Below are 19,492 nucleotides of genomic sequence, written 5' to 3' on the forward strand. Positions count from 1 at the left end.
TCACCGCGTCAGCTTCTTGTACTTCACGCGGTGCGGGATGATGCTGTCCTGGCCGAGCCGGCGCATCTTGTCCTTCTCGTAGTCCTGGAAATTGCCTTCGAACCATTCGACGTGGCTCTCGCCCTCGAAGGCGAGGATGTGCGTCGCGATGCGGTCGAGGAACCAGCGATCGTGGCTGATGATGACGGCGCAACCGGCGAAGTCCTCCAGCGCCTCTTCGAGCGCGCGCAGCGTGTCGACGTCGAGGTCGTTGGTCGGCTCGTCGAGCAGCAGGACGTTGGCGCCGGACTTCAGCATTTTTGCGAGATGGACGCGGTTGCGTTCACCGCCCGAGAGCGCGCCGACCTTCTTCTGCTGGTCCGCGCCCTTGAAGTTGAACGACGAGCAATAGCCGCGCGAGTTGACTTCCTTCTTGCCGAGCAGGATCAGTTCGTTGCCGCCAGAGATCTCCTCCCACACGGTCTTCTTGCCGTCGAGCGCGTCGCGCGACTGGTCGACGTAGCCGAGATGCACGGTCTCGCCGACCGTGATCGTGCCGGAGTCCGGCTTCTCCTGAGCGGTGATCATCCTGAACAACGTGGTCTTGCCGGCGCCGTTGGGACCGATCACGCCGACGATGCCGCCGGGCGGCAGCTTGAAGGTGAGATTGTCGATCAGGAGACGATCGCCAAAGCCTTTGCTGAGCCCCTCGAAATCGACCACGTTGGCGCCGAGCCGCTCGGCCACTGGAATGATGATTTGCGCGGTCTGGGTCTGCTTCTCGCTCGCCTTCTTCAGCAGCTCCTCATAGCGCTGGTAGCGCGCTTTCGACTTGGCCTGGCGTGCCTTGGGCGAGGACGCCACCCATTCCTGCTCGCGCGCGAGCGTCTTCTGGTGCGCGGCATCCTCGCGGCCCTCCTGCTCCAGACGCTTCTGCTTCTGCACCAGCCAGGACGAGTAATTGCCTTCGTACGGGATGCCGCGGCCACGATCGAGCTCGAGGATCCAGCCGGTGACGTTGTCGAGGAAGTAACGGTCGTGGGTGACGATCAGGATCGCACCGGGATAGTTGCGCAGGTGCCCTTCCAGCCACGACACGGATTCCGCGTCGAGATGGTTGGTCGGCTCGTCCAGCAGCAAGAGCTCGGGCTGGTCGAGCAGCAGGCGGCACAGCGCGACGCGGCGGCGCTCACCGCCCGAGAGTTTCGTCACGTCGGCATCGTCGGGCGGACAGCGCAGCGCGTCCATGGCCTGGTCGACCTTGCTGTCGAGATCCCACAGGCCCTGGGCCTCGATCTCGTCCTGGAGCTTGGTCATCTCGTCGGCGGTCTCGTCCGAATAGTTGACCGCGAGCTCGTTGTAGCGGTCCAGGATCGCCTTCTGCTTGGCGACGCCCTGCATGACGTTCTCGCGCACGGTCAGCTTGGAATCGAGCTGCGGCTCCTGCTCGAGATAGCCGACGCGGGCGCCCTCGGCGACCCAGGCCTCGCCGGTGTATTCCTTGTCGAGACCGGCCATGATTTTGAGCAGCGTCGACTTACCCGAGCCGTTGACGCCGAGCACGCCGATCTTGGCGTCCGGGTAGAAGCTCAGATGGATGTTATCGAGCACCTTCCGGGTCGGGTAGCTCTTGGTCAGGCCCTGCATGAAATAGATGAACTGGCGCGCCATCGGTCCCGTGAAACCTTCGATTTGAGGAAATTTGCTTCGCCAGCGATGTAACGATCCCGCCCCCAAAGGGCAACGTTTTCCGTCCGTTCACCACGGATGAATACGGTCAGGAAACCATCCGGCCACCGATCCGGACAATTGAAACCATCTTTTAATAAATCAGGCCAAAGCTCGGCTTCGCGCGGAAACAGCGCCACCCGCTCAGAACGAACGGGGAGCACAGCGAGGCCGCATCATGGCTCTGATCCAGACCCATTCTCTTCCTGTTCCGGCAGGAGCCGGGCGCACTTTCGGGTTCGCCTCGGAGATCAAGGCCTTCTGGAAGCACTTCTTCGTCACCGCCTTCAATCCCTACCGGCCCGAACTGCATTACATGCGCGGCCCCGGCCCCGCCTGGCGCGCCAAGCACGGCATGGATGCACCGTTCCGCTTGAAGCCCCGCGACCTCTGAGCGACGATCTCCTATCGGATTTTTGAAGGCGCAGGCTGCTTGCGCGCTGGCGCGATTGCGCGCAAACCATGGCCAGGTTCCAATGACGGCGCCCGCCCGGCGCCTTCACCTCTCGCCATGGACGAACGCTGATGAGCCGGCTGCGCTGCGCAATCCTCGACGACTATTTTAATCTCGCCCTCGACGTCGCCGACTGGCCGAAATTGTCGGATCGCGTCGACGTCAGCGTGTTCAGCCATCCCTTCGCCTCCGAGCAGGCCGCAGCCAGTGCGCTCACCGACTTCGAAATCATCTGCGCGATGCGCGAGCGCACGGCTTTCCCGAAGAGCCTATTCGAGAGCCTGCCGAAGCTGAAGCTGCTGCTGACCTCAGGCATGCGCAATGCAGCGATCGACATGGAGGCAGCCAAGGCACGCAGCATCGCCGTCGGCGGCACGCAATATTCCCGCGATCCGACGGCGCCGCTCACCATGGGCCTGATCCTCGAACTGACCCGCGGCATCGGTCGTGAGAACGCGCGCATGCATGCCGGCGAGCCCTGGCAGACATTTGCCGGAGTCGAGATCGAAGGGCTGACGCTCGGCATCGTCGGGCTCGGCAAGCTCGGCAGCAAGATGGCGGGCATTGCGAAGGCGTTCGGCATGAACGTGATCGCCTGGAGCCCGAACCTGACGCCGGAGAAATGCGCGGCGGCAGGGGTCGGCTACGCCACCAAGGACGAACTCTTCGCCAAGGCCGACATCGTCACCATCCATGTGGTGCTGAGCGAGCGCTCACGCGGTCTCGTCAGCCGCGCCGATCTGGCGCGCATGAAGCCAACGGCGTTCCTCGTCAACACCGCGCGCGGGCCGATCGTGGATGAGCAGGCGCTGCTGGAAGTCTTGCAGCAGCGCAAGATCGCAGGTGCAGGATTGGACGTGTTCTCGGTCGAGCCGCTGCCGGTCGACCATCCCTTCCGCAAGTTCGACAATGTCGTGCTGACGCCGCATCTGGGTTACGCCACCACGGAAGGCCTCCGCATCCATTACGGCCAGATGGTCGAGGCGATCGACGCCTTCACGAAGGGCGCTGAGCTGCCGCGCCGGCTGGCCTGAAACGACAATGGGCGTGCCAAGGCACGCCCATTGCAATTCGAATCCTTGTCTCGCGGCGATCAGCGCACGGTGACCGGTGCGGGCAGCGGCGGCACCACGGTCGGCTGCGTCCCGGGGACCGGGCCGGCCTGGGCCGACATCGGAGCTGGACCAGCAATACCGGGTGCGGCTGCGCCCGGGGTCGGCGCGGCGGAGGCCGTCGCCGTTCCCGGCGGCGGACCACCCGGCATCACGACAACGCGGGTGCCGACCTTGACGCGCTCGAACAGGTCGGAGACGTCCTCGTTCAGCATGCCGATGCAGCCGGAGGAGACGAACTTGCCGATCGTCGAAGGCTGGTTGGTGCCGTGGATGCGGTAGACGGTTGAACCGAGATACATCGCGCGGGCGCCGAGCGGATTGCCCGGGCCGCCGGCCATGAAGCGCGGCAGATAGGGCTGACGCTCGATCATCTCGGTCGGCGGATGCCAATCCGGCCACTCGGCCTTGCGGGTGATCTTCTGCACGCCGGTCCAGGTGAAGCCGTCGCGGCCGACGCGGACGCCGTAGCGGATCGCACGGCCGCCTCCGAGCACGTAATAGAGGTAGGTGTTGGGCGTATCGACCACGAGCGTGCCGGGCGGCTCCTTGGTCTGGAACGCAACCTCCTGACGGCGCAGGTTCGGCGGCAGCTGCACCGGCGCAGCATCGGGCTGCTCCTCGGGCGGCAGCGCGGCCAAGGTCACCGGGCGGCCATCCGTGCCCACGGGCGGCTGCCCGGTCTGGACCGTCCCGGTCGCGGCGGGACCGCCCACAGCCTCGGGCGGACGCAGGCCATCATTGGCGGGCGATTGCTGAGGCGGACGGTCGGCGTAGATCACCGCTGGCGGACCGGCGGGCCGGCCGTAGCGGGGATCATCGGGCGACATCACGGGGCCCTGCGGCGCGGCCGAATAGACCGGCGGGGCGCCAGCCGGGCGCCCATAGCGCGGATCATCCGGCGACATCACCGGACCTTGGGGCGGGGCGGCCGAATAGACCTGGGGCGCGCCCATCGGACGGCCGTAGCGCGGATCGTCGGCCGGACCGGGCGGCGGCAGCGAGGCATGCGGCATCGCCTCGTCGTCTTCATCCAGCGCGTCGAAATTCGGCATGCGGTCACCGGGCCGATATTCGGCCGGCGCGCCATAGCTTGGCACCTGCTGGATCGGATAGCTCTGAGCCTGAGCGAGCGAGGTTCCCGCCGCAGCGACTGTTGCAGCGCATATCGTCAGAAAGTGTTTGATCATCATCGCTCTTGTATAGTCCCCAAGCCCGACCGGACCGTTAACGGCCAGATGACGGAAGATAGCGGCACATTCAAGACATATCAGGCGCATTTGCGCCGGATTTGCCGATTTGTGATCCGCAAGACTACCGTTGCCCCGTTGCATCACGGGGCTGAAATCGTATCGCGCCTTCGATTGGCGCGATGGTCGGCCGCGATTTTAACGGAACGATGCGGAGACGTTGCGATATGGTCGAATCAGCCTGATTCGCCACCTTTTTGAGCTCCGATCCCGCGTGGCGAACGCGGCAAGCAGTACCGTCACCGCGTTCAGATGGCTCTTGAGCCCCGGCCACTTCCGCCGCCGGGGCGGAAATTCGCAATCGCTCAATGCTTCCCGGCTTTCGCTTCCTGTTTGCCGCGATCCTGCTGTCAACCTCCATCCTGGTGTTCGGCCTAGGGGCCGCCGCGCTGCTCCGGGCGACCCATCAGCAATATGTCAACAACCCCGGCTGGCGGAACGGGCCGCAGGAGCAGGTGTTTGCGCAAGCGCCCGAGCCGGCCCAGCCGGTGCTCGCTCTGCTGCGGGCCGAGCCGGAGCCGGCCGCCGAGCCCACGCCATCGCTACGCGACCAGGTGCCGACCATCGCTCTGCCCTTGAGCGAGCCCGAACAGGTGGCCGCACTCACGACCGAGACGGACGTCCAGCCCGAGGCCGCCGCGCCCATGGCTGAAGTGCCGGCCATCGAACCAGACAAGCCCGAGCCGACCGGGGCGGCCGCAGCGCCGGCTTCCATCGATACGCTGACCCCCGCCGACACCACGGCCGGGATTCCCGAGGCCCAGCCTGCCGCAATCGCCAGCGAGCCGGAACCGGCTGACCCGGCCCTCGCCGCCGCGGCGCTTGATGTCGCCTCCGCAAGGCTCGCTGCGCTGAACGTTGCAGCGGCCGCGACGGACGCGCCGGCGAAGGTCAAGGCCGAGAGCACCAAGTCGGACAGCAAGGCGACCAAGCGCAAGGCCAAGGCCAAGAAGCGCCAGCGCGTGGTGCGGCGCCCGCCGCCTCAGCAGCTGCAGCAGCAGCTCGATCCGTTCGGTCAGCAGCAGCCGGCTTTCGCGACAACGACGACCGCACGCACGCGGTGATCTTCACCTCTCCCCGCTTGCGGGAGCCGATCTGGAACGCTCACAGAGGTCGTCATGCCCCGGGCTTGTCCCGGGCATCCACGTTCTTCGTACTGCGCGTCAAGGCGTGGACAGCCGTGGGACAAGCCCGGCCATGACGCTGTGGAAGCGCGAACGCCTCCAATACTCATATCAAGCCGGGACGGTCGCGATGGCCGGGCCGCCGGCCTGGCCCCATTCCGACCACGAGCCGTCATAGAGCGCGGTGTCGGTGATGCCTAGGCGGTAGAGCGCGAGCGTCAGCACGCCGGCCGAGACGCCGGAGCCGCAGCTCGTCACGATCGGCGCATCCAGCTTGACGCCGGCATTCGTGAAGGCGGCGCGGAGCTCGTCGAGCGGCTTCATCTCGCCGGTCGCGGCGTCGAACAGCAGATTGTAGGGCACGTTGCGGGCGCCGGGGATGTGACCGGAGCGGATGCCCGGGCGCGGCTCGGGCGCGCGGGCTTCGAAGCGATCGGCGGCGCGCGCGTCGATCACCTGCTCGTTGCGGCTTTCGACATTGGCGATCAGTTGCTGCATGCTGCGCACGCGGTTTGCGTCATAGCTCGCCGTGAAGGTCTCCGGCTTCGGCTTGACCTCGCCGCTCTCGGTCGCGCGTCCCTCAGTGCGCCACTTCTTAAGGCCGCCATTGAGAATGCGTACGTTGCTGTGGCCATAGGACAGGAACATCCACCACGCACGCGGCGCTGCGACCCAGCCGCCGGCATCATAGAGCACGACGGTGTCCGCGTTGGAGATGCCGAGATTGCCGACGTCGCGGCCGAACTGCTCCGCGCTCGGAAACATGTGCGGCAGCGGGTTGGAATGATCCGACACCGCATCGACGTCGAAGAACACGGCACCCGGCAGATGCGCGGCGAGATAGTCGTCCTTCGGCAGCGGCAGCACGCCCGGCAGCTTGAAGCTGGCGTCGAGGATCTTGAGGTTGGCATCGCCGACGTGAGCGGCGAGCCATTCGGTGGAGACGAGGGGGTCGGTGGCGGTGGTCATGGGCTTTTCCTTGCGGTCATTCCGGGGCGCGCGTAGCGCGAGCCCGGAATCCATCGCGCGGCAGAGTCGGCGGATGAATGGATTCCGGGCTCGCGACTTCGTCGCGCCCCGGAATGACGAGAGGGGTCACCCCTTCTTCTTCGGCTCCCACTTCTCCGTGGGCCCGCCGGCATCGCGCCAGGCGGCGTAGCCGCCGGCGATGTGGGCGACGGGCTTGAGGCCCATGTCCTGCGCGGTCTTGGCCGCGAGCGCGGAGCGTAAGCCCCCGGCGCAGTGGAACACGAACTTCTTGTCTTCCTGGAAGATCGGTTTTGCGTACGGGCTCTGCGGGTCGATCCAGAATTCGAGCATGCCGCGGGTGCAGGCGAAGGCGCCGGGGATGCGGCCGTCGCGCTCGATCTCGCGGGGATCGCGGATGTCGACGATGACGACGTCGCCGTTCTTGGAGATCTCGATGGCGTCCTTGGCTGTGAGCGTCTCGATCTCGGCATTGGCCTCGTCGATCAGCGCCTTGATGCCGCGGGTGATGGTCTGGGGCATATGGTTCTCCCTCTTGTCATTCCGGGGCGCGCGCAGCGCGAGCCCGGTCCATTTCTCTACACGCGCTGCGGCCCGATGGATTCCGGGCTCGATGCTGCGCATCGCCCCGGAATGACGGCGGGCGCTAGTGCGTCAATTCCTTCATCGCAGCTTCCAGCCCCTCGATCGTGATCGGATACATCCGGTTGGCGAAGATGCGCTTGATGATGGTGGTGGATTCCGAATAGTCCCAGTGCTTCTGCTGCACCGGATTCAGCCACACCGTATGCGGATAGGTGCGGATGATGCGGTCGAGCCAGACCGAGCCCGGCTCCTCGTTGACGTGCTCGACCGAGCCGCCGGGCACCATGATCTCGTAAGGCGACATCGAGGCGTCGCCGACGAACACGACCTTGTAGTCGTGCGGGTATTTGTGCAGCACGTCCCAGGTCGGGGTGCGGTCGGTGAAGCGGCGCTTGTTCTGCTTCCACACGCCCTCATAGAGGCAATTGTGGAAGTAGAAATACTCCATATGCTTGAACTCGCTCTTCGCCGCCGAGAACAGCTCCTCGACCTGCTCGATATGCGCATCCATCGAGCCGCCAATGTCGAAGAACACCAAGAGCTTCACCGCGTTGCGCCGCTCGGGTCGCATGTGCACGTCGAGATAGCCGTGATTGGCGGTCTCGCGAATGGTGGTGTCGAGATCGAGCTCATCGGGCGCGCCGGTGCGCGCGAATTTGCGCAGGCGGCGCAGCGCCACCTTGATGTTCCGGATGCCGAGCTCGACATTGCCGTCGAGATCCTTGAACTCGCGCTTGTCCCACACCTTCACGGCGCGGTTGTTGCGGTTCTTCTCCTGGCCGATCCGCACGCCTTCGGGATTGTAGCCATGGGCGCCGAACGGCGAGGTGCCGGCGGTGCCGATCCATTTGCTGCCGCCCTGGTGCCGGCCCTTCTGCTCCTCGAGGCGCTTCTTCAAGGTCTCCATGAGCTTGTCCCAGCCCATGGCCTCGATCTGCTTCTTCTCTTCTTCGGTCAGGTATTTCTCGGCGAGCTTCTTCAGCCACTCCTCGGGGATCTCCGCCTTGTCCATGGCCTCGAGCAGGCTTTCCAGCCCCTTGAACACCGTGCCGAAGACGCGATCGAACTTGTCGAGGTTGCGCTCGTCCTTCACCAGCGAGGCGCGCGACAGGTAATAGAAATTCTCGACCGTATAGTCCGCAAGGTCAGCGTCGAGCGCCTCCATCAGCGTGAGGTATTCGCGCAGCGTCACGGGGACCTGCGCATCGCGCAGAGAGGTGAAGAATTGCAGGAACATGGGTGACAGATTGCCCGTCGGGTGGCGAACGTCAAGGGGCGGAGGCCGCTGCGGGACGTTGGACCGGCAGGCTTTTTGCTCTAGAATTGGCGACAATGAGGGGTTGTTTGTGGGACGTTTGCAATGGGAATTCTCGCAGCGCTGATCATCGGTGCCATCGCCGGCTGGCTTGCGGGCAAGATTGTCCACGGGGCGGGATTTGGGCTGGTCGGCAACATCGTTGTCGGCATCATCGGCGCGCTGGTGGCGAGCTGGGTTCTGCCACAGCTGCACATCCAGCTGGCAACCGGCACGATCGGCGCCATCGTCGACGCCACGATCGGCGCGGTGATTGTGCTCGTCATCCTTTCGCTGATAAAACGGGTCTGAAAGCCTGACCGAACCAGGAACGGCCGCCGCGAGCGGCCGCTCGCTTGTCGTGACCGAGGCCATTGATACTGGCAATGCGTTGCGGCGACGACCAACAAGGACGCGCGATGAAATTTACCGGCACCAAGGACTATGTTGCGACCGACGATCTCAAGGTCGCCGTCAATGCTTCGATCGTGCTCGAGCGTCCGCTCCTGGTGAAGGGCGAGCCCGGCACCGGCAAGACGGTGCTGGCGGAGGAAGTGGCGAAGGCGCTGAACGCGCCGCTTCTGACGTGGCACATCAAGTCCACCACCAAGGCGCAGCAGGGCCTCTACGAATACGACGCGGTGTCGCGCCTGCGCGACAGCCAGCTCGGCGATGCGCGCGTATCCGACATCCGGAACTACATCAAGCGCGGCAAGCTGTGGGACGCCTTCACCAGCGAGCAGCGCCCGGTGCTCCTGATCGACGAGATCGACAAGGCCGACATCGAATTCCCCAACGATCTGCTGCTCGAGCTCGACCGCATGGAATTCCATGTCTACGAGACCGGCGAGACGATCAAGGCGAAGCAGCGCCCGATCATGATGATCACCTCCAACAACGAGAAGGAGCTGCCGGACGCGTTCCTGCGCCGCTGCTTCTTCCACTACATCAAGTTCCCCGACGCCGACACGATGGGCCGCATCGTCGACGTCCACTTCCCCGGCATCAAGAAGCGCCTGGTCGAGGAAGCCTTGCGCATCTTCTTCGAAGTGCGCGAGGTGCCCGGCCTGAAGAAGAAGCCCTCGACCTCGGAGCTGCTCGACTGGCTCAAGCTGCTGCTCAACGAAGACATGAGCGCCGAGCAATTGCGGGAGCGCGACCCGCGCAAGCTGATCCCGCCGCTGCACGGCGCGCTGCTGAAGAACGAGCAGGACGTGCATCTGTTCGAGCGGCTAGCGTTCTTGAGCAGAAGGGAAGTGTAGGCTGGGGCTCACTCACGATAACGCTCCGCTGTCGCTCAAAACATTGGTGTCATTCCCCGCGAAGGCGGGGAATCCAGTACGCCGCAGCCTTTCGATTCCATCCCAGCCGCCTCTGGAATACTGGATCGCCCGGTCAAGCCGGGCGATGACAGTGAGAATGTGGCACGCGCCTGCTTCCACATCGTCATTGCGAGCGCAGCGAAACAACCAGAATCCCTCCGCGGAAACAGTCTGGATTGCTTCGCTTCGCTCGCAATGACGGAGCAAGGGGCAACGGCGTCGTTGTCCGACTCGCATCTCTATTGCAGACACACCTTCGCAGCCTCGCGGCTCATCTCGCCCGAGCTTTGCTCCATTCCATTGCCCCAAAAAGAAAGAGGGCGCAGGGAAGACCGGGTGCCGACGGGCACCCGCGGTCCGCTGCGCGAAAAGCACACGCAGAGAAACCGCACAGCAGCATACAGGTGTCGCCGATCACTCGGCCTTCCCTGCGCGATGGTCGGACGGCTTATGCCGTGCTCTCCCGGGAGCCGAATTCCTTCTGGCCTCCCTCGCCCCGCGAATTGACGATGCCGTCCGCCCGGTTGGGCTCGCGCGCATCTCCGCGGCCAGCTTGACCGTAGCAACGACGGCCAGGACCACACGGTTTTGCCGTACGCAGCTCTTCCGGCTTCGCCAAGAGGCTTCGCCGGACTTCAGCGCCGTTCGTCTGCACGGGGCCTCGGGCTCACAGGGACTACCCGCCCTGCCCGCACCCATCGTGCCGACGCTGCCGCGTCCACCGCAACCCGGCCCGCGTTTCGAACGACTCGCGAACCGCCCCTCTTCCGTGGGCCGGGCTGCTGCGATCTATGCCGCAATTCCGAATTTCGGTAAAGTGGAATATTTTCGCGGGGAGGGCTTGACGGGCTGCCGGGTGTTTTGCCCGACGGGTTACGGGCCGCACCTCTTTTGTTTCCGCATCGGCAGAAGTGGTGGGTTACGCAAACGGCCACGCTTTGCGCGGCCGCTCGCTAACCCACCCTACGCAGTTGCGCTGCTCACGCCACCGCCGCCTCCGGAATCCTTGCGGCTTCCATCGGCGCCTTGCCGCGGATGAGGTCGGAGGCGCGGTCGGCGATCATCATCGTGGACGCATTCAAATTTGCCGAGATCATGCGTGGCATCACCGAGGCGTCGATGACGCGGAGGCCTTCGAGGCCGTGGACGCGGAGCTGGTCGTCGACCACCGCCCACGTCGAGTCCGCAGGGCCCATGCGACAGGTGCAGCCGGGGTGGAAGGTGGTGGTGCCGCGCTCGGTGGCGGCGGCCAGGAATTCGTCGTCGGAGTTGACGTTGGGGCCGGGGAAATCCTCGTAGGCGTAATAGGGCGAGAGCGGCGCACTCTTCAAGAGGCGCCGCGCCAGCTTCATGCCGCCGACGATGACGCGGCGGTCGAGCTCGGCGTCGAGATAATTGGTCTGGATGATCGGCGGCGCGAACGGATCGCTGGAGCGGATCCGGACATAGCCGCGGCTCTCGGGACGCTGCTGCCAGGACGCCACCGTCATGCCGGGCTCGTCCTCGAGCTGGCCCTGCACGCCTTCTTTGTAGGAGGCGGGCGTGAAGGTGAGCTGCAGGTCGGAGCTCTCCGCGCTCTCGCCGGAATGCCAGAAGCAATAGACCATGGTCGGCGACAGCGAGAGCAGGCCCTTGCGCTGGGTCGCCCATTTCAACGCCTCGATCCACAGCGAGAAGCCGCGGCGGAGCTCGTTGATGGTCTTGATGTCTTTTACGCGCGCCACCGTGCGCGGGGCGTAGTGATCCTGCAGGCCCTCGCCGACCGGCAGCGCGTGACGCACGGCGATGCCGTGCTGCTGCAACAGATCCGGCGAGCCGATGCCGGAGAGCTGCAGCAGCTGCGGCGAATTATAGCTGCCGCCGGAGAGGATCACCTCCTTGTTGGCGCGCACTTCGACAGGATGGCCGCCGCGGCCGCCCTTCATGTAGCGCACGCCGACGGCGCGCTTGCCCTCGAAGATGATCTCGGTCGCGTGCGCATGGGTGCGCACATGCACGTTGGGCCGCTTCATCGCCGGCTTGAGGAACGCGGTGGCGCCGGAGACGCGCAGGCCGTTGTTGATGGTGCGCTGGCAGTAGGAGACGCCTTCCTGGGTCTTGCCGTTGTAGTCGGGGTTGCGGGGAATGCCGAGCGAGACCGCGCCTTCCATGAAGGCCTCGCAGAGCGGATCGCGCCAGTTCATGGTGGTGACGATGAGGTTTCCGTCGCGGCCGCGATAGGTTTCCTCGCCCTCGCCGATCCGCTTCTCCAGCCGCCGGAAGTAGGGCAGTACGTCCGCATAGCCCCAGCCGCGATTGCCCATCTGCGCCCAGGTGTCGAAATCCATGCGCTGGCCGCGATTGTAGATGTGGCCGTTGATCGAGGACGAGCCGCCCAGCGTCTTGCCGCGCGGCGCGTAGATGCTGCGCCCGCCGGTCCACGGCCCGGGCTCCTGCTGGTAGGCCCAGTTGATGCTCTTCATGTGGAAGGTCTTGATGAAGCCCGCCGGCAGATGGATGTAGGGATGCCAATCGGACGGGCCCGCCTCGAGCACGCAGACGCTGGTGTTGGGGTCCTCGCTGAGCCGGCTGGTGAGCACGCAACCGGCGGAGCCCGCGCCGACGATCACATAATCAAATCTATCCATGGTCCCTCGGCCGCCCTAGCGCGGCTTGTCGTTGAGTTGGAATTCGAGATGCGCCTGCACCGTCGGCCATTCGGCGGCGGTGATGCTGTAGACGACAGTATCACGCAACGTGCCGTTCGGCGCGATCTGGTGGCTGCGCAGGATGCCGTCCTGCTTGGCGCCCAGGCGCTCGATGGCGCGGCGGCTCTGGTGGTTGAAGAAATGCGTGCGGAACTCGACCGCGATGCAGTTCAGCGTCTCGAAGGCGTGGCGCAGCAGCAGCAGCTTGCACTGCGTGTTGAGCGGGCCGCGCTGCGCGCTCTTGCCATACCAGGTCGAGCCGATCTCGACGCGGCGGTTGGTGGCGTCGATGTTCATGTAGGTGGTCATGCCGACGATCTTGCCGCCGGCATCGAACACGGTGAAGGGCAGCATCGAGCCCGCGGCTTGCAGGCCTAAGCGGCGGTCGATCTCCTTGCCCATGTTCTCCGGCAGCGGGATCGCGGTGTACCACAACTTCGACAGCTCGCCGTCCTTGACGGCCTCGACCAGCCCCTCGCGATGATCATGCGACAGCGGCTCGAGCCGGGCGTGCTGTCCGCGCAGGGTGATGGGATCGGGCCAGGGCATTCTATGGTTCCTTATGATTGTCATTCCGGGGCGGCTCGAAGAGCCAAACCCGGAATCTCGAGATCCCGGGTTCTATGCTCCGCATAGCCCCGGGATGACAATCGCGTTTTACGCTATTGTCACTTGTTCAAGAAATTGAGCGGCAATCCGCCGCGCGGCCAGTCCATGGCGATCAGCTCGCCCTTGCCCGACAGCGTGATATAGGCGGTCTTCAGCTCGTGGCCGCCGAAGGCGATGTTGGTGGTGACGCGGTCGCCGGTCGGAACCTGTTCCACCAGGGTGCCGTCGGGCGCGATCACCGAGATGCAGCCGGAAACGAGCGTGGCGACACAGACATTGCCGTTCGCTTCCACCGCGAGCGAGTCGAACATCTGGTAGCCGCCAAGGCCGCAGATCGGCTGGCCGCGCTCGCCGCGATAGATCGGATCGCGCGGCTTGAGCGTGCCCGGCGCCGAGAGCTCATAGGCCCAGAGCCGCCCGGTCGGCGTCTCCGCGATGTACACCGTATTCTCGTCCGGCGACAGGCCGATGCCGTTGGCCGGCAATACGCCATGCACGATTTCGACGATCTCGCTCATGCCGGGCTTGAGGTAATACATGCCGCCGACGTCCATCTCGCGCGCGCGCCGCTTGCCGAGGTCGGAGAACCAGAGGCCGCCGTGCTTGTCGAAGACGAGGTCGTTCGGCCCGCGCAGATCGTGCGCGCCACATTTGGTCACGACGGTCTCGACCTTGCCGGATTGCAGATCGACGCGCTGGATCGCGCCGCCGAGATAATCGTCCGGCTGCGGGCCGGGCATGATCATCTTGCCGGCCGGAATCCAGGAGAAGCCGCCATTGTTGCAGATGTAGATCTTGCCGTCGGGCCCGAGCGCGGCGCCATTCGGGCCGCCGGGAATCTTGGCCACGATCTCCTTGCGGCCGTCGGGATAGACGCGCGTCAGCCGCTGGCCGCGGATCTCCACCAGCACCACCGAACCGTCCGGCATCACGACCGGCCCTTCGGGAAATTCGAGGTCGGTGGCGAGAACGCGGACGTTGGACATTGGAGACCCTCCCGGCTGCTTGTTATGGCTTGCACGGGATGTCCGGCACCGGCCCCCGCAGGCAAGATTTGCCTGCGGTTATGGCAAAGTCGCCGGAGCTTGCCAAGCAAGCGGGACGGTATGCCAGCGTTGCGTGTTATTCGCTGACAGGTATCCAGATTTCGAAGCCGCCGTTGCCGGTGGCGGGATCGAATTTTTCGTCATAGCGCTCGAAGTTCGGCGCGTCCGCGGCTTTCAGGCCAGACGCCGGCAGCCATTGATTCCAGATCGTGTTGACGGTGCGCCGGATCGAGGCGACGTGATCCTTGTGCGTGAACACCGCATAGCGCTGCTCCGGAATGCGGATGCGACCGAAGCGGCGCGGCAGGTCGGAGAAATCGGCGACCTCGACGCCGGCAATGTAATCGAAATTGCCGGCATCATCGCCGTTGCAGCAGACGCCGTAGGCGACTTGATCTTTTCCTTGGCCGACGCGCGCGGGAATGTCGGCGACCTCCCGATTGAAGCGCTGCCATAGACCGGGGATCATGGCACCGTTGTCGCAGGAGATGCGCTCGGCGGGGCCGGCGACGAGGAAGGCCTTTGCCGTCTCGAAGCGCGGTGGGGCGAGAGTATCGAGCATGGTGGAATCCATGAGAATCGGCTCCTGTAGCCTGAGCTGGTTGACGCACGCTGCCGCCCTCACCGCTTCAGGCGTGGTGCCGAATTGGTCGCGGAACGCGCGGGTGAAAGCTTCGTGCGAGCCGTAATCCGCCTCCAGCGCCAGCGACAGGATGTCGGGTGCGCCCTTTGCCAGACTGCGCGCCGCCTCCGTCAGCCGCCGCGCGCGCACGTAGCGCATCACCGGCAGACCGACGGCTGCGGCAAACGCACGCACGATGTGGAACCGCGAGACGCCCGAGATCGCAGCGATCTCGTCGAGCGTCATCGGCTCGGCGAGATGGCTCTCGATATACCAGAGCGCGCGCTGGGCTGGATTCATGGCTGTTAGGCCCTTGTTCGAAGCGCGGTGATGATGCGCCGATCGGCGTCGCTTTGCTTGATCGGCATTGCTGTCCTTCGCATGAGGATAGCCGGTCAATGGAAGCTGGCAACGCCCCGGTGTTCGTGGCTACACTCGCCGAAACCGCTCACGAGAAAGAGGAACCGGGTCATGGAAATCACCGATGTGCGGGCGCACCATATCCGCATCCCCTATGATGCCGGTGTCGCGAGCTTCCGCCAGGGCGCGTCCGCCATCACCGCGCTCGACATGGTCCTCGTCGAGGTCACGACCGATGCCGGGCTCACCGGCTGGGGCGATGCCTTCGCCTATGTCTGCCCGCGCACGACGCGCAGCGCGGTCGAGGAGATGATCGCACCGCAGGCCCGCGGGCTGAAGGTGCCCGATGCGGCCGGCATTCCCGAAGTGATGGAGCAGATCCAGCGCAATTTGCATCTGTTCGGCCGCTACGGCATCACCATGTTCGCGATCTCCGGGCTCGATATCGCGCTGTGGGACCTCGCCGCAAAGATCAAGGGCGTGCCGCTGCACCGCCTGCTGGGCGAGATCAGGCGCACGGCGATCCCGGCTTACGCGAGCCTGCTCCGGATCGGCTCGCCCGACAACATCGCCGCCGAGTGCAGGAAGGCGCTCACGCTCGGCTATGGCGCGATCAAGCTGCACGAGACCACGACGCCTGCGGTGTTCGCCGCGCGCGCGGCGATCGGCCCCAGCATTCCACTGATGGTCGACATGAACTGCCCGCTGACCGGGGAGCAGGCGATCGCGTTCGCGGCGACATGCCGCGACGCGCAGCCGATGTTCCTCGAAGAGCCGGTCTGGCCGCCGGAAGACTTCGCCACGCTTGCCGAGGTGCGCAGCAAGAGCGGGCTCGGAATTGCCGCCGGCGAGAATGCCTGCACCGAATATCAATTCCGCCAGATGATGGAAGCGGGCGCGGTCAGCCACGCCCAGCCGTCAGTCATCAAGGTCGGCGGCATCACGGAATTCCTGAAGGTCGCAGGCTTGGCCGATCGGCTCGGCATCAGGATCGTGCCGCACTCGCCTTACTTTGGCCCGGGCCTGCTGGCGACGCTGCATCTGCTCGCGACGCGCGACGACGGGCTGGTCGAGATGTTCTATCTAAAGCGCGAAGCCTGCCTCTGGGGCGGCCGCGCCGATGTCGATGCAAGCGGCCATGTCGCGGTGCCCTCGGGTCCCGGGCTCGGCTACGAGCCCGATCGTGGCGTGATGGAGCGCTATCGCGTCGCGTGATCGGCGCGCCTATTTCGCAGCATCCTTCGCCGGCGGCGCGTCCTGCTTCTTCTTCAGATCCTCAGTGGTCTTCGCCTGCGCGGCCTGGAGATCGAGAAGCGTCTTCTGCAGCCCGGCGACGGCCGTCTTCAGCGCATCAATCTGGCGATGAGCCGCATCCAGCTTCTGCTGATGGTCGAGGCTGAGCTTGGTGATCGTCTTCTGCAGGAAGTCGACATTGCTCTGCAGGCAGCTGGTGCGGCGCTCCATGGTCTTCTCGACCGTGCATATCTCGATGCCGGGCACGTCCTGCGCGAGCACGGGCAAAGGCGCCAGCGTTGCGAGCAGCAACATTGCGAAACAGAGGCCGGCGTTTCGAAGCAGCATGAAAGTTCCTCGGCCAGTCGATCACATCAATGTGCGCTGTTTGCGCGCTGCAGCGTGAGGCTACCACACTCGCACCGCATTCTCGCGTTGAGCTTGGGCCCGTTCCCCTGGGACGGGGAGCAGTGAACCGCATGCGGGAGAAGTGGGCGCTCTCCGCGGCTTTGTTTAGGGGAGATTTTTGGAATGGCAACGCGCGATAGACGTTTGGCGGAATTCGATGGCGCCGGAGAACCACCGCCGGGCCTGCCACTTGAAGTGCTGTGCGAGGATCACAGCGGGACGTATCAACTGCCGTTCGCCTGCCGCTATGTCGAAGGACGCTGGCAAAACCACGAGGCCGGGATTGCGGTGGAAGCAACCGTGATCGGCTGGCGCCTGCCGCGCGTGAAGCAGCGCGGGGCCGCCTGAAGGCGGTGTCTGTTTCAAAATGCGACGGAGCCGCGCTGCGCTTTAACCTTCGGAACGCGGCCCGAACGAATCACGTCCGAATCAGCCGAAACGCCTTGTACGCACCTGTTCACGGCTAGATCTCGCTGCGGTTCGGCAGGCGCGCACAATATCTGCGCAGCCGGCCGGATCGCAGGCGTCTGTCGCCGGGTCCAAAGGTTAATCTGCAAGGGCATAGCGCCGCGGTCCGCAGCGGAGGGCCGCCGCCCTCGAAACAGGCATAGCCGTGCAACGCCTGCCTAATATTCGACCTCGAGCTCCTCGATCTCGGCCGGCTCCTCCTTCGCCGCCGTGACCCATTCCTGCATCTCGGGCATGGCCATGATGGTGTCGGCGTAGGCCTTGAGTGGCGGTGCGAGCTTGACGTCATAGGTCACGAAGCGCGTTACGACGGGAGCGTACATCGCATCCGCCATGGTGCGCTTCTCGCCAAACAGGAAGGGACCGCCCGATTTCTCCAGGCAGTCGCGCCAGACGAACCAGACCCGGTCGATATCGGCCTGCGCCCGCGACCAGATCTTGAAGCCGGGAAAGTGCCCCTTCAGGTTGACCGGCAGCGAGGCGCGCAGCGTGGTGAAGCCGGAATGGATTTCGCCTGAGATCGAGCGGCAATGGGCGCGCTGGATGCGGTCGGCCGGCAACAGGCCGGCGTCCGGCATGACCTCGTTGAGATATTCGGCAATCGCCAGCGTATCCCAGACCACGGCGCCCTCGTGCCGCAGGCACGGCACCAGGATCGAGGACGACAGCAGCAGGATCTCCGCACGCGCCGACGGATCGTCCGGCGCCGTGACGATCTCCTCGAAATCGAGCCCGGAGAATTTCGTCAGCAGCCAGCCACGCAGCGACCAGGACGAGTAGTTCTTGCTGCTGATGGTCAGTGTCGCCTTCGCCATAGAGCCCTTCCCTCACGCCTGGGCAACGCACCGCCGCGCGTGCGTGCCCGTGATCTGTGCCTACCCGACCGGGGCGCAGCAAGCGACGTGCCAATTTTCCGGGCGGTCCGGCTCCCGTCTGGCTTCGATATTGCATCACGACAGGAGGCAAGTGGGCGCTTCAGTATGATGTCGATGTATTATCAGGCTTTTCAGAACCACATGGACCTGACGGCGCCATGGCGCGCGGGGGCTTCGTCCGCACTCAAATTCCTCAATCTGGTGCCTCAGGGCTCATCGGACCAAGTGGTCGGCCGGCTTTCGGCCGCGCTGGAGCTGATCTCGCGCTCCACCCTCACCTATGACCGTCCCGCCTACGGCATCGACAGCGTCATGGTGGGCAACCGCGAGGTCGCGGTCAGCGAGGAGATCGCCTACGCGACGCCGTTCGGCTCGCTGCTGCACTTCAGGAAACACGGCGTGGCCGAGCAGCCGCGCATGCTGCTGGTTGCGCCGATGTCCGGACACTTTGCCACGCTCCTGCGCGGCACCGTGAAGACGCTGCTGCAGGACCACGACGTCTACATCACCGACTGGCACAATCCGCGCGACATCCCGCGCAGCGAGGGCCGCTTCGGGCTCGACGACTACACCGAGCACCTGATCGACTTCCTCGGGCAGCTCGGGCCGCGCCCGCACATGGTGGCGATCTGCCAGCCGTCCGTCTCCGCGCTCGCGGCCGCCGCGATCATGTGCGAGGACAACCATCCCTCGCGCCCGGCGACGCTGACGCTGATGGCCGGCCCGATCGACACGCGGATCCAGCCGACCAGGGTCAACGAATTCGCCAAGAGCAAGCCGATCGAATGGTTCGAGCGCAATCTGATCAACTACGTGCCGGTGCAATGCCGCGGCGCCCTGCGCAAGGTCTATCCCGGCTTCGTGCAGCTCACCGCCTTCGTCTCGATGAATCTCGAGCGCCACATCAAGCAGCATCTCGACCTCGCCAACCACATCGCCAAGGGCGAGAAGGAGAAGGCCGCGACCATCAAGACCTTCTACGACGAATATTTCGCCGTGATGGATCTGCCGGCCGAATTCTACATCGAGACCGTGCGCGACGTGTTCCAGGAGCATCTCCTGCCGCAAGGCAAGCTGATGCATCGCGGCCGTCCCGTGAACACCAGGGCGGTCAGCCGCATGGGGCTGATGACGGTCGAGGGCGAGAAGGACGACATCTGCTCGATCGGCCAGACGCTCGCCGCCCAGGACCTCTGCACCGGCGTGCGCGCCTATCGCCGCGTCCACCACATGCAGGCCGGCGTCGGCCATTACGGCGTGTTCTCCGGCAAGCGCTGGAACAACGAGATCTATCCGCTGTTGCGGGATTTCGTGCACGTGAATTCGTGAGGCGCACGCCGCGGCGCACG

At 65.0% G+C, this 19,492-nt stretch carries 19 protein-coding genes; 8 read left to right on the forward strand and 11 right to left on the reverse strand.

All coding sequences use genetic code 11. The annotated features are described in order from the left end of the window. Positions 1-1,650: an energy-dependent translational throttle protein EttA gene (gene ettA, locus I6F17_RS02565; RefSeq protein WP_036028509.1), complete on the reverse strand. Its 1,650-nt coding sequence runs from the start codon at positions 1,648-1,650 to the stop codon at positions 1-3. A gap of 235 nt (positions 1,651-1,885) precedes the next feature. On the opposite strand from ettA, the gene I6F17_RS02570 reads away from it, so the two are divergent. Together I6F17_RS02570 and I6F17_RS02575 are read left to right on the forward strand one after the other, a co-directional pair. Further along, on the forward strand, positions 1,886-2,101 hold the full coding sequence (locus I6F17_RS02570; RefSeq protein ID WP_036042131.1) for a hypothetical protein: 216 nt from the start codon (positions 1,886-1,888) through the stop codon (positions 2,099-2,101). A gap of 131 nt (positions 2,102-2,232) precedes the next feature. Next, the gene (locus I6F17_RS02575; protein ID WP_225124028.1) at positions 2,233-3,195 is read left to right on the forward strand and encodes a D-2-hydroxyacid dehydrogenase family protein; all 963 of its coding nucleotides are present in this window, start codon (positions 2,233-2,235) and stop codon (positions 3,193-3,195) included. Positions 3,196-3,254: 59 nt separating this feature from the next. Here the strand turns inward: I6F17_RS02575 and I6F17_RS02580 are convergent, their stop codons facing one another. Next, positions 3,255-4,463: a L,D-transpeptidase gene (locus I6F17_RS02580; RefSeq protein WP_225124038.1), complete on the reverse strand. Its 1,209-nt coding sequence runs from the start codon at positions 4,461-4,463 to the stop codon at positions 3,255-3,257. A gap of 368 nt (positions 4,464-4,831) precedes the next feature. Between I6F17_RS02580 and I6F17_RS02585 the strand changes: the two genes are divergently transcribed. Continuing rightward, positions 4,832-5,587 carry a hypothetical protein gene (locus tag I6F17_RS02585; RefSeq protein WP_225124027.1) on the forward strand — a complete coding sequence of 252 codons (756 nt, stop codon included), beginning with the start codon at positions 4,832-4,834 and terminating at the stop codon, positions 5,585-5,587. A gap of 171 nt (positions 5,588-5,758) precedes the next feature. On the opposite strand, the gene sseA is transcribed toward I6F17_RS02585, so the two are convergent. From sseA to I6F17_RS02600, 3 genes are all read right to left on the reverse strand, one after another. Next, complete coding sequence (gene sseA / locus I6F17_RS02590) at positions 5,759-6,616, reverse strand: 3-mercaptopyruvate sulfurtransferase (RefSeq protein ID WP_225124026.1); 858 nt, start codon at positions 6,614-6,616, stop codon at positions 5,759-5,761. Between the two features lie 126 nt (positions 6,617-6,742). Continuing rightward, on the reverse strand, positions 6,743-7,156 hold the full coding sequence (locus I6F17_RS02595) for a rhodanese-like domain-containing protein (protein ID WP_028179894.1): 414 nt from the start codon (positions 7,154-7,156) through the stop codon (positions 6,743-6,745). Between the two features lie 124 nt (positions 7,157-7,280). After that, positions 7,281-8,456, reverse strand: coding sequence for a VWA domain-containing protein (locus I6F17_RS02600; RefSeq protein WP_036042143.1), 1,176 nt, complete (start codon positions 8,454-8,456; stop codon positions 7,281-7,283). A 123-nt stretch (positions 8,457-8,579) separates the two neighbouring features. Here I6F17_RS02600 and I6F17_RS02605 point away from each other — a divergent pair, with 123 nt between their 5' ends. Beyond that, positions 8,580-8,825, forward strand: coding sequence for a GlsB/YeaQ/YmgE family stress response membrane protein (locus tag I6F17_RS02605; protein ID WP_008559660.1), 246 nt, complete (start codon positions 8,580-8,582; stop codon positions 8,823-8,825). Positions 8,826-8,932: 107 nt separating this feature from the next. Beyond that, positions 8,933-9,775: a MoxR family ATPase gene (locus tag I6F17_RS02610; RefSeq protein WP_036042145.1), complete on the forward strand. Its 843-nt coding sequence runs from the start codon at positions 8,933-8,935 to the stop codon at positions 9,773-9,775. Between the two features lie 1,040 nt (positions 9,776-10,815). Here I6F17_RS02610 and I6F17_RS02615 read toward each other — a convergent pair. From I6F17_RS02615 to I6F17_RS02630, 4 genes are all read right to left on the reverse strand, one after another. Beyond that, entirely contained in the window at positions 10,816-12,462 is a 1,647-nt protein-coding gene (locus I6F17_RS02615) for a GMC family oxidoreductase N-terminal domain-containing protein (RefSeq protein ID WP_036042147.1), read from the reverse strand. A gap of 15 nt (positions 12,463-12,477) precedes the next feature. Beyond that, positions 12,478-13,071: a GNAT family protein gene (locus I6F17_RS02620; RefSeq protein ID WP_036042149.1), complete on the reverse strand. Its 594-nt coding sequence runs from the start codon at positions 13,069-13,071 to the stop codon at positions 12,478-12,480. A gap of 119 nt (positions 13,072-13,190) precedes the next feature. Beyond that, positions 13,191-14,117, reverse strand: a complete 927-nt coding sequence (locus I6F17_RS02625) for an SMP-30/gluconolactonase/LRE family protein (protein WP_036042150.1) — start codon at positions 14,115-14,117, stop codon at positions 13,191-13,193. Positions 14,118-14,253: 136 nt separating this feature from the next. After that, the gene (locus I6F17_RS02630; RefSeq protein WP_225124025.1) at positions 14,254-15,099 is read right to left on the reverse strand and encodes an AraC family transcriptional regulator; all 846 of its coding nucleotides are present in this window, start codon (positions 15,097-15,099) and stop codon (positions 14,254-14,256) included. Between the two features lie 171 nt (positions 15,100-15,270). On the opposite strand from I6F17_RS02630, the gene I6F17_RS02635 reads away from it, so the two are divergent. Next, positions 15,271-16,374 carry a mandelate racemase/muconate lactonizing enzyme family protein gene (locus tag I6F17_RS02635; RefSeq protein WP_225124024.1) on the forward strand — a complete coding sequence of 368 codons (1,104 nt, stop codon included), beginning with the start codon at positions 15,271-15,273 and terminating at the stop codon, positions 16,372-16,374. 9 nt (positions 16,375-16,383) lie between these two features. On the opposite strand, the gene I6F17_RS02640 is transcribed toward I6F17_RS02635, so the two are convergent. Then, positions 16,384-16,740: a hypothetical protein gene (locus I6F17_RS02640; protein ID WP_225124023.1), complete on the reverse strand. Its 357-nt coding sequence runs from the start codon at positions 16,738-16,740 to the stop codon at positions 16,384-16,386. A 183-nt stretch (positions 16,741-16,923) separates the two neighbouring features. Between I6F17_RS02640 and I6F17_RS02645 the strand changes: the two genes are divergently transcribed. Then, positions 16,924-17,148: a hypothetical protein gene (locus I6F17_RS02645; protein ID WP_024339451.1), complete on the forward strand. Its 225-nt coding sequence runs from the start codon at positions 16,924-16,926 to the stop codon at positions 17,146-17,148. Between the two features lie 278 nt (positions 17,149-17,426). Here I6F17_RS02645 and I6F17_RS02650 read toward each other — a convergent pair whose 3' ends face one another. After that, a complete protein-coding gene (locus I6F17_RS02650) occupies positions 17,427-18,083 on the reverse strand; it encodes a glutathione S-transferase family protein (RefSeq protein ID WP_225124022.1) in 657 nt (218 codons plus the stop codon). Between the two features lie 165 nt (positions 18,084-18,248). Here I6F17_RS02650 and phaZ point away from each other — a divergent pair, with 165 nt between their 5' ends. Beyond that, positions 18,249-19,472: a polyhydroxyalkanoate depolymerase gene (gene phaZ, locus I6F17_RS02655; protein WP_085969180.1), complete on the forward strand. Its 1,224-nt coding sequence runs from the start codon at positions 18,249-18,251 to the stop codon at positions 19,470-19,472. The last annotated feature ends 20 nt before the right edge of the window (positions 19,473-19,492 follow it).

It is taken from the genome of Bradyrhizobium sp. NBAIM18 (assembly GCF_020193825.1).
GTDB classification, from domain to species: Bacteria; Pseudomonadota; Alphaproteobacteria; order Rhizobiales; family Xanthobacteraceae; genus Bradyrhizobium; species Bradyrhizobium yuanmingense.

What these genes read in the sequence shown, in the direction of transcription:
- ettA (WP_036028509.1), bottom strand. Translation starts at nt 1,650, where the DNA reads ATGGCGCGCCAGTTCATCTATTTCATGCAGGGCCTGACCAAGAGCTAC.
- I6F17_RS02570 (WP_036042131.1), top strand. Translation starts at nt 1,886, where the DNA reads ATGGCTCTGATCCAGACCCATTCTCTTCCTGTTCCGGCAGGAGCCGGG.
- I6F17_RS02575 (WP_225124028.1), top strand. Translation starts at nt 2,233, where the DNA reads ATGAGCCGGCTGCGCTGCGCAATCCTCGACGACTATTTTAATCTCGCC.
- I6F17_RS02580 (WP_225124038.1), bottom strand. Translation starts at nt 4,463, where the DNA reads ATGATCAAACACTTTCTGACGATATGCGCTGCAACAGTCGCTGCGGCG.
- I6F17_RS02585 (WP_225124027.1), top strand. Translation starts at nt 4,832, where the DNA reads ATGCTTCCCGGCTTTCGCTTCCTGTTTGCCGCGATCCTGCTGTCAACC.
- sseA (WP_225124026.1), bottom strand. Translation starts at nt 6,616, where the DNA reads ATGACCACCGCCACCGACCCCCTCGTCTCCACCGAATGGCTCGCCGCT.
- I6F17_RS02595 (WP_028179894.1), bottom strand. Translation starts at nt 7,156, where the DNA reads ATGCCCCAGACCATCACCCGCGGCATCAAGGCGCTGATCGACGAGGCC.
- I6F17_RS02600 (WP_036042143.1), bottom strand. Translation starts at nt 8,456, where the DNA reads ATGTTCCTGCAATTCTTCACCTCTCTGCGCGATGCGCAGGTCCCCGTG.
- I6F17_RS02605 (WP_008559660.1), top strand. Translation starts at nt 8,580, where the DNA reads ATGGGAATTCTCGCAGCGCTGATCATCGGTGCCATCGCCGGCTGGCTT.
- I6F17_RS02610 (WP_036042145.1), top strand. Translation starts at nt 8,933, where the DNA reads ATGAAATTTACCGGCACCAAGGACTATGTTGCGACCGACGATCTCAAG.
- I6F17_RS02615 (WP_036042147.1), bottom strand. Translation starts at nt 12,462, where the DNA reads ATGGATAGATTTGATTATGTGATCGTCGGCGCGGGCTCCGCCGGTTGC.
- I6F17_RS02620 (WP_036042149.1), bottom strand. Translation starts at nt 13,071, where the DNA reads ATGCCCTGGCCCGATCCCATCACCCTGCGCGGACAGCACGCCCGGCTC.
- I6F17_RS02625 (WP_036042150.1), bottom strand. Translation starts at nt 14,117, where the DNA reads ATGTCCAACGTCCGCGTTCTCGCCACCGACCTCGAATTTCCCGAAGGG.
- I6F17_RS02630 (WP_225124025.1), bottom strand. Translation starts at nt 15,099, where the DNA reads ATGAATCCAGCCCAGCGCGCGCTCTGGTATATCGAGAGCCATCTCGCC.
- I6F17_RS02635 (WP_225124024.1), top strand. Translation starts at nt 15,271, where the DNA reads ATGGAAATCACCGATGTGCGGGCGCACCATATCCGCATCCCCTATGAT.
- I6F17_RS02640 (WP_225124023.1), bottom strand. Translation starts at nt 16,740, where the DNA reads ATGCTGCTTCGAAACGCCGGCCTCTGTTTCGCAATGTTGCTGCTCGCA.
- I6F17_RS02645 (WP_024339451.1), top strand. Translation starts at nt 16,924, where the DNA reads ATGGCAACGCGCGATAGACGTTTGGCGGAATTCGATGGCGCCGGAGAA.
- I6F17_RS02650 (WP_225124022.1), bottom strand. Translation starts at nt 18,083, where the DNA reads ATGGCGAAGGCGACACTGACCATCAGCAGCAAGAACTACTCGTCCTGG.
- phaZ (WP_085969180.1), top strand. Translation starts at nt 18,249, where the DNA reads ATGATGTCGATGTATTATCAGGCTTTTCAGAACCACATGGACCTGACG.